Genomic DNA, 7,138 nt, shown 5'->3' with positions numbered 1-7,138 from the left:
CGTCCACTGTGCAACTCTGAACAAACGATCACCCACAGGGTTGGTTGACATGTTCATAGAGTTACGGCGGTCATGGCGGAGGGGAAACGCCCGGTCACATTCCGAACCCGGAAGCTAAGCCCTCCAGCGCCGATGGTACTGCACTCGGGAGGGTGTGGGAGAGTAGGACACCGCCGGACAAACATTCGATTTCAGGGCCACCCCCGTGAGGGGGTGGCCCTGAAACGCGTCCACCCCGAAAACCGGCCCCCATGCCGGCGCGCGTGAACGGTGGACCACCCACCACTTCCCCGAACCGCCGAACCGGCCACCACTACGCCGTAATGGCGATCCGGGGGGCCGTTACGCCGAGGTGGCGGCAACGGCGTGCCGGGAATGCAGCCACCTCCCCGTAATGGCGAACCGGGCGGCCGTTGCGGGGAGCGGTCACCAGGGCGGGGACAGGCACCCGTCACCACGGCGACGTGACGGGGCGGGTGCCTGTCCCTCGCCGCACTGGCGTGGACGAGTGCCCGCCGAGTTCACGGATCAGCGCGTCTGGACGGACTCTCGGATGTCCCGGAACAGGGCTGCGGCGGCGTCGACCGTCCGGCCCGGGAACATGCCCATCACCACGCTGCCGTGGTCGGCCCACCCGCAGACCGCGAAGTCACCGCCGTCGCCGCTCGTCGTACCGCACTTCATCACGCCACCCAAACGGCCGGCGTCCACCTCGCGCAGGCCCGCGACCCGGCCGGTCTCGTCGGCCATCAGCCCGAACAGGGTGTCCAGGTCGCGTTCGGGCTGCCAGAGCAGCGTGGTGCCGCCGAACAGCAGCACCGAGCGCTTGGCGTCGCCGCGGTCGGAGTAGACGGCACCGTAGCCGCGGTCCAGCTCGATGTCGGCGGCGAGCCCGTCGCGCAGGTAGTCGGCGGTGCTGCGGGCCCGCTCGCTGTCGTCGCGTACCAGCCCGGCGACCTCGGTGGGCTGACCGAGAGTGGTGTCCTTCTGCTGGAGCACCCGCCATCCACCGAGGCCGAGCACGCCGGCGCCGGCCAGGCCGGCCGCCAGCAGGGCGGCGAGGACGATCTTCCGGCGCCGGGAGACGGGCCGGCGTTCGGGCTCCTGCGCGGGGTCGCGGCGGCTCAGCTCGATCGGCTCTTCGGTCAGCTCGACCGGATCGGAACCCCCGTCGACCGGGCGCTCGGTGAGATGCGCGTCGGACATGACCGCCACCGTACGCGAATCACCGGTGGCGCACGTCAGGTCCTCGAAAGCGCTCCGTAGACTTTCAGGGTGACCGAGAGACTGGATGCCCGACGCCCCGACGCCCCGACCCTCGCCGGCCAGTACCAGCCCGGCGAGGTAGAGCAGCGACGGTACGAGCAGTGGGTAGCCGGCGGACACTTCCGGGCGTCGGCGGACAGCGAGAAGCCACCGTTCACCATCGTCATCCCGCCGCCCAACGTCACCGGCTCGCTGCACATGGGCCACGCGTTCGAGCACACGCTCATGGACGCGCTCACCCGGCGCAAGAAGATGCAGGGGTACGAGGCGCTCTGGCTGCCGGGCATGGACCACGCCGGCATCGCCACCCAGAACCTGGTCGAGCGGCAGCTCGCCGGTGAGGGGCTGTCCCGCCACGACCTCGGCCGGGAGAAGTTCGTCGAGCGGGTCTGGCAGTGGAAGGCCGAGTCCGGCGGCGCGATCCTGGGCCAGATGCGCCGGCTCGGYGACGCCGTCGACTGGGACCGCGAGCGTTTCACCATGGACGAGGGCCTGTCCCGGGCCGTGCAGACCATGTTCAAGAAGCTCTTCGACGACGGGCTCATCTACCGGGCCAACCGGATCATCAACTGGTGCCCGCGTTGCCTCACCGCGCTGTCCGACATCGAGGTGGAGCACACCGACGACGAGGGCGAGCTGGTCTCGATCCGCTACGGCGACGAGGTGGTGGTGGCGACCACCCGTGCCGAGACGATGCTCGGTGACACCGCGGTGGCGGTGCACCCGGACGACGAGCGGTACCGGCACCTGATCGGCACCGAGGTGGAGCTTCCGCTCACCGACCGGCGGATCCCGATCGTCGCCGACGAGCACGTCGACCCGAGCTTCGGCACCGGCATGGTCAAGGTGACCCCGGCGCACGACCCGAACGACTTCGAGATCGGCCAGCGGCACGACCTGCCCTCGCTGACGATCATGGACGAGCGCGGGATCATCACCGCGCCCGGCCCGTTCGAGGGCCTGGACCGGTACGAGGCCCGCCCGGCGATCGTCGCGGCGCTGCGCGAGCAGGGCCGGATCGTGGCCGAGAAGCGGCCGTACCTGCACGCGGTGGGGCACTGCTCGCGCTGCAAGACGACTGTCGAGCCGCGGCTGTCGCTGCAGTGGTTCGTCAACACCGGGCCGCTCGCGAAGGCCGCCGGCGACGCGGTGCGCGACGGCCGGGTGGCGATCGAGCCGGCCGAGCTGGCCAAGCGCTACTTCGCCTGGGTCGACAACATGCACGACTGGTGCATTTCCCGCCAGCTGTGGTGGGGTCACCGCATCCCCGTCTGGTACGGCCCGGACGGCGAGATCGTCTGCGTCGGCCCGGACGAGGAACCGCCGTCCGGCGAGGGCTGGCGGCAGGACGAGGACGTGCTGGACACCTGGTTCTCCAGCGGCCTGTGGCCGTTCTCCACGCTCGGCTGGCCCGAGCGCACCCCGGACCTGGCGAAGTTCTACCCGACCAGCGTGCTGGTCACCGGCTACGACATCCTGTTCTTCTGGGTCGCCCGGATGATGATGTTCGGCCTGTACGCGATGGACGGCGTGCAGCCGTTCGACGTGGTGGCGCTGCACGGCATGGTCCGCGACGAGCACGGCAAGAAGATGTCGAAGTCGTTCGGCAACGTGGTCGACCCGCTGGACTGGATCGACCGGTTCGGCGCCGACGCCACCCGGTTCACGCTTGCCCGGGGCGCGAACCCCGGTCAGGACGTGCCGGTCAGCGAGGAGTGGTGCCAGGGCTCCCGCAACTTCTGCAACAAGCTCTGGAACGCCACCCGGTTCGCGCTGCTCAACGGCGCGCACACCGGCGGCCCGCTGCCGGACGCCGCCGAGCTCTCCACCGTCGACAGGTGGATCCTGTCCCGGCTGGCGCACGTCACCGCCGAGGTGGACGAGCAGTTCGAGGCGTACGAGTTCGCGAAGGTCTGCGACCTGCTCTACCACTTCGCGTGGGACGACGTCTGCGACTGGTACGTGGAGCTGAGCAAGCCGGTGCTCGCCGAGGGCGGCCCCGCTGCCGACGCCACCCGGCGGGTGCTCGGGCACGTGCTGGACCAGCTCCTGCGGCTGCTGCACCCGGTCATCCCGTTCGTCACCGACGAGCTGTGGTCCGCGCTCAGCGGCGGCGAGACCGTACTGACGGCGTCCTGGCCGGTCGCCGACCGTACCCTCGTCGACGACGCCGCGGAAGGCGAAGTCGCCACCCTCCAGCGGGTGGTGACCGAGGTCCGGCGGTTCCGGTCGGACCAGGGGCTGCGGCCGACCCAGCGGGTCGCCGCGCGGCTCGACGGCCTGACCGGCGCGGGCATCGCGGCGCACGAGCCGCTGGTGCGCTCGCTGGCCCGGCTCGACGCGCCCGGCGACGACTTCCAGGCCAGCGCCACGCTGGCCATGCCCGGCGCGGTCAGCGTCGCGCTGGACACTCGCGGCTCGATCGACGTGGCCGCCGAGCGCGCCCGGCTCACCAAGGACCGGGCGGCGGCCGAGAAGGAGGCCACCCAGGCGCGGGCGAAGCTGGACAATCCGGCGTTCGTCGGCAAGGCGCCCGAGCCGGTGGTGGCGAAGATCCGCGAACGGCTGGCGGTGGCCGAGGCGGACCTGGTCCGGATCGACGCCGCCCTGGAGGCGCTGCCCTCGTGAGCGACCGCACCGACCGCACCGACCGCAGCGCGTTCGCCGAGGTGGAGGCCGCGCTCAACGCGCGCGGCTTCACCCGGATGCACTTCGAGCTGGAGAAGATCGAAACCCTGCTCGACCTGCTGGGCAGCCCGCAGCGGGCGTACCCGTCGATTCACCTGACCGGCACCAACGGCAAGACCTCGACGGCCCGGATGATCGACTCGCTGCTGCGGGCGTTCGGGCTGCACACCGGCCGCTACACCAGCCCGCACCTGGAGACCGTCCGGGAGCGGATCAGCCTGGACGGCGAGGCGGTGAGCGAGGAGCGGTTCGTGTCCACGTACCGGGAGATCGCGCCGCTGGCCGAGCTGGTCGACCAGCGGTTCGCCGAGCCGCTGACGTACTTCGACATGACCACGGCGCTGGCGTTCGCCACGTTCGCCGACGCCCCGGTCGACGTGGCCGTGGTGGAGGTCGGGCTCGGCGGCGCGGAGGACGCGACGAACGTCATCCAGGCCGGCGTCGCCGTGATCACCCCGATCGGGCTGGACCACACCGAGTGGCTCGGCGACACGATCGAGGACATCGCGCTGCACAAGGCCGGCATCATCCACCCCGGCGCCACGGTGATCGCGGCGGCGCAGGAGGAGGAGGCGGCCCGCCCGATCCTGGAACGCTGCGCCGAGGTCAACGCCACAGTCGCCCGGGAGGGCGCCGAGTTCGGCGTGCTGCGCCGCGCGGTCGCCGTCGGCGGCCAGGTGCTGACCATCCAGGGCCTGGGCGGCGTGTACGAGGAGATCTTCATCCCGCTGCACGGCGCGCACCAGGCGCAGAACGCGGCGGTGGCGCTGGCCGCGGTGGAGGCGTTCCTCGGCGCCGGTGCCCGGCGGCAGCTCGACATCGAGGCGGTCCGGGAGGGCTTCGCCGCGACCAGCTCGCCGGGCCGGCTGGAGCGGGTACGGACCGCGCCGACGGTGCTGCTCGACGGCGCGCACAATCCGCACGGCATGGCCGCCACGGTGGCCGCGCTGCAGGAGGAGTTCGCGTTCAGCAAGCTGGTCGGCGTGCTGGCGGTGCTCGGCGACAAGGACGCGGCGAGCCTGCTGGAACTGCTCGAACCGGTGCTCGACTCGATCGTGGTGGCGGAGAACAGCTCGCCCCGGGCGATGCCGGTGGACGAGCTGGCCGCGCTGGCGCGGGAGATCTTCGGGCCGGAGCGGGTGCAGGTGACCCGGGAGATGCCCGACGCGATCGAGGCGGCGGTGGCGGAGGCCGAGTCCGACGTGCCGGGTGAGCTGGCCGGGGTGGGCGTGCTGGTCACCGGATCGGTGGTGACAGTGGCCGACGCCCGCCGGCTGCTCAAGCGATGACCGGCCCGCAGCAGGGTCCGGGCCCTGAACCGGCGGCCGGCGACACGCCGGAGGACCAGGCCGGTCCGGAGCAGGCGGGCGGCGAGCGGCGGTCCGGGCTCCGGAACCCGGACAAGGCGGTACGTGGACTGGGCGCCGGCACGATGGCGCTGGAGGCGCTGGTGCTGCTGCTGGCCATCCAGCCGATCCGGGTGGTCGGCGGTGACCTGAGCGGCGCGGCGATCGGCGCGATCGTGGCGCTGGCGGTCGCCTGCGTGGTGCTGGCCGGCCTGATGCGCCGACCGTGGGCGTGGCACGCCGGCACCGTGCTTCAGGGTCTGCTGCTGCTCTCCGGGCTGCTGCACTGGTCGCTGTTCGCGCTCGGTGTGATGTTCGCGCTGGTGTGGGCGTACGCGCTGCACGTGCGGCGGGTCATCCTCGGCTGAGCGCCGTCGCGCGCGGCGCGGTGCCGCGCGGTGTTGTGTTAAGAAGGGCCCCTTCCTCTACCTGAGGCGTTAAGAAGGGGCCCTTCCTTACACCTCGGCGAGGGTGCGCCACTGGGTCAGGGCGACGCCGTGACCGTCGGGGTCGCGGAAGGCCGCCGCCCACACCTCCAGCTTGGTGCCCCGGTTGACCACGCGCGGCGCGTACGTGAACCGGACGCCCGATTCGCGCAGCCGCTCGTACGCGCCCTGGATGTCGTCCACCTCGAGGTTGACGTGCACCAGCCGGCGGCTGATCGGGGCGGCGCCGGTGACCCGGCGCAGCACCAGCCGGGTCGGCCCGGAGGCGAGCACGGCGTTGCCCTCGCCCCGGTCCAGCTCGTCGAAGCCGAGTTCGCGGTAGAAGTCGAGGGACCGGTCCAGGTCGGTGACGAGCAGGGTGATGCCGACGCCACTGATCGGGCTGCCCAGCCCGTCTGGCTCGGCCGCGTCCGCCGGGCCGGACGAGGCGGACGGGCCGAAGATGGCCTCGTCCAGTTCCTCGGCGGTGGGCGGGGTGTCGGAGCGCCGGGGCGCGTCCGCCGGGTCGTCCAGCGGCACGTCGATCGGGTCGGGCACGGTCTCGACGGGAATGGTGTCGGCCGCCTCGGCGCGCGTGCTGTCGGGTGCCGGGGCGCCGATCGGCTCCTCGGCCGGGACGCGGGGTGCCGGGGCGCGGCGGGGGAGCGGGCCGGCGGCTGCCGGTTCGACGAGCTGCCCCTCCAGCACCATCCGGCCGCTGGGGCTCTGGTGCAGCACCACCGGCTCGCGCTCCTCGGCCCGGGGCGGCACGTCGTCCAGGTACTCCTCCGGCGCGGGCGGGTAGTCGTCGCGGAAGTCGTCCTCGGGCGCGCGCCCGGCCCACGGCGGCGCCTCCTGCGCGATCAGCGGCTCGTCCAGCGGGTCCGGGGTGTCGTACTCGGGCGGCAGGTCGGCCACCGCGGCGGCGGTCTCCGCGTGGGTGGGCACCTCGTCCCAGAGGACGCGCACGTGCCGCTGGTCGTCCAGCGCCACCCGGACCGGCAGCGCCTGGCCGAGCGAGGGCCACTTGGCGACCGGCACCCGCGGCTCGATGATCTTCTTGGACCGGGGCGGCAATCCGGGCGCGTCGATCACCAGTTGCAGCTCGCAGCGGCCGAACGCGTACTGGGTGGGTGGTTCGGAGGCGCTGTGCACGTGCCCCAGCCCGATCACCCAGGTGCGACCGCCGCCGCGTACCGTGGCCAGCGCGATCGCCAGCACCAGCAGCGCGACGCCGAGCGCCACGATGGCCCAGCTGGTCATGCCCAGCCCGAACACCGTCACGAAGGTGGCGACGGTGCCCAGCACCGTGCCGATCAGTTTGCGTACCGGCGCGATCGTGCGGTTCCCGCCATTCGCCACAGTGGACCTCCCAGGGGTTCCAGGGCCAGGCTAGGCCGCCACGGCGGGCCA

The 7,138-nt window shown here is 72.4% G+C and carries 5 protein-coding genes and 1 rRNA gene; 4 read left to right on the top strand and 2 right to left on the bottom strand.

All coding sequences use genetic code 11. The features are described from left to right. Positions 1-62: 62 nt before the first annotated feature. Positions 63-179, top strand: a 5S ribosomal RNA gene (gene rrf / locus A8711_RS09705). 349 nt (positions 180-528) lie between these two features. On the opposite strand, the gene A8711_RS09700 is transcribed toward rrf, so the two are convergent. Continuing rightward, positions 529-1,206: a hypothetical protein gene (locus tag A8711_RS09700; protein ID WP_043331013.1), complete on the bottom strand. Its 678-nt coding sequence runs from the start codon at positions 1,204-1,206 to the stop codon at positions 529-531. Between the two features lie 69 nt (positions 1,207-1,275). On the opposite strand from A8711_RS09700, the gene A8711_RS09695 reads away from it, so the two are divergent. The 3 genes from A8711_RS09695 to A8711_RS09685 all read left to right on the top strand — a co-directional run bounded on the left by A8711_RS09695 (position 1,276) and on the right by A8711_RS09685 (position 5,668). Further along, on the top strand, positions 1,276-3,894 hold the full coding sequence (locus A8711_RS09695) for a valine--tRNA ligase (RefSeq protein ID WP_064448732.1): 2,619 nt from the start codon (positions 1,276-1,278) through the stop codon (positions 3,892-3,894). A 77-nt stretch (positions 3,895-3,971) separates the two neighbouring features. Next, positions 3,972-5,243 (top strand): folylpolyglutamate synthase/dihydrofolate synthase family protein, encoded by a 1,272-nt coding sequence (locus A8711_RS09690; RefSeq protein ID WP_222949356.1) that lies wholly within the window; start codon positions 3,972-3,974, stop codon positions 5,241-5,243. Beyond that, positions 5,240-5,668, top strand: a complete 429-nt coding sequence (locus tag A8711_RS09685) for a DUF4233 domain-containing protein (protein WP_064448730.1) — start codon at positions 5,240-5,242, stop codon at positions 5,666-5,668. The genes A8711_RS09690 and A8711_RS09685 overlap by 4 nt, the downstream gene beginning before the upstream one ends. 87 nt (positions 5,669-5,755) lie before the next feature. Here A8711_RS09685 and A8711_RS09680 read toward each other — a convergent pair whose 3' ends face one another. Then, positions 5,756-7,087, bottom strand: coding sequence for a VOC family protein (locus tag A8711_RS09680; RefSeq protein ID WP_069087998.1), 1,332 nt, complete (start codon positions 7,085-7,087; stop codon positions 5,756-5,758). Between the last annotated feature and the right edge of the window lie 51 nt (positions 7,088-7,138).

This window comes from Micromonospora sp. II (genome assembly GCF_001709195.1).
GTDB lineage: Bacteria > Actinomycetota > Actinomycetes > Mycobacteriales > Micromonosporaceae > Micromonospora > Micromonospora chalcea.
This window is presented reverse-complemented; position numbering and strand designations above follow the sequence as displayed.

Excerpts from the sequence above, each read along its gene's own strand:
- A8711_RS09700 (WP_043331013.1), bottom strand. The coding sequence starts at position 1,206 with ATGTCCGACGCGCATCTCACCGAGCGCCCGGTCGACGGGGGTTCCGAT.
- A8711_RS09690 (WP_222949356.1), top strand. The coding sequence starts at position 3,972 with ATGCACTTCGAGCTGGAGAAGATCGAAACCCTGCTCGACCTGCTGGGC.
- A8711_RS09685 (WP_064448730.1), top strand. The coding sequence starts at position 5,240 with ATGACCGGCCCGCAGCAGGGTCCGGGCCCTGAACCGGCGGCCGGCGAC.